A 634-nucleotide genomic window follows, 5' to 3' on the forward strand; every position below is an offset into this window, starting at 1 on the left:
CGGTTAACCTTGCTACAGAATATAAGTCGCTGACCCATTATACAAAAGGTACGCAGTCACACAGGTAAACCTGTGCTCCCACTGCTTGTACGTACACGGTTTCAGGTTCTTTTTCACTCCCCTCGCCGGGGTTCTTTTCGCCTTTCCCTCACGGTACTGGTTCACTATCGGTCAGTCAGGAGTATTTAGCCTTGGAGGATGGTCCCCCCATATTCAGACAGGATACCACGTGTCCCGCCCTACTCATCGAGCTCACAGCACATGCGCTTTTGTGTACGGGGCTGTCACCCTGTATCGCGCGCCTTTCCAGACGCTTCCACTAACACACATGCTGATTCAGGCTCTGGGCTCCTCCCCGTTCGCTCGCCGCTACTGGGGGAATCTCGGTTGATTTCTTTTCCTCGGGGTACTTAGATGTTTCAGTTCCCCCGGTTCGCCTCATTAACCTATGGATTCAGTTAATGATAGTGTGACGAATCACACTGGGTTTCCCCATTCGGGTATCGCCGGTTATAACGGTTCATATCACCTTACCGGCGCTTATCGCAGATTAGCACGCCCTTCATCGCCTCTGACTGCCAGGGCATCCACCGTGTACGCTTAGTCGCTTAACCTCACAACCCGAAGATGTTTC

The 634-nt window shown here is 52.4% G+C and carries 1 rRNA gene; it reads right to left on the minus strand.

Annotated elements, in window-relative coordinates:
• Positions 1-614: ribosomal RNA gene (locus tag J4728_RS23690) — 23S ribosomal RNA — on the minus strand; the annotation flags it as partial.
• Positions 615-634 lie beyond the last annotated feature (20 nt).

It is taken from the genome of Salmonella sp. 32070601201500089SM (assembly GCF_017573605.1).
Lineage (GTDB): Bacteria > Pseudomonadota > Gammaproteobacteria > Enterobacterales > Enterobacteriaceae > Salmonella > Salmonella enterica.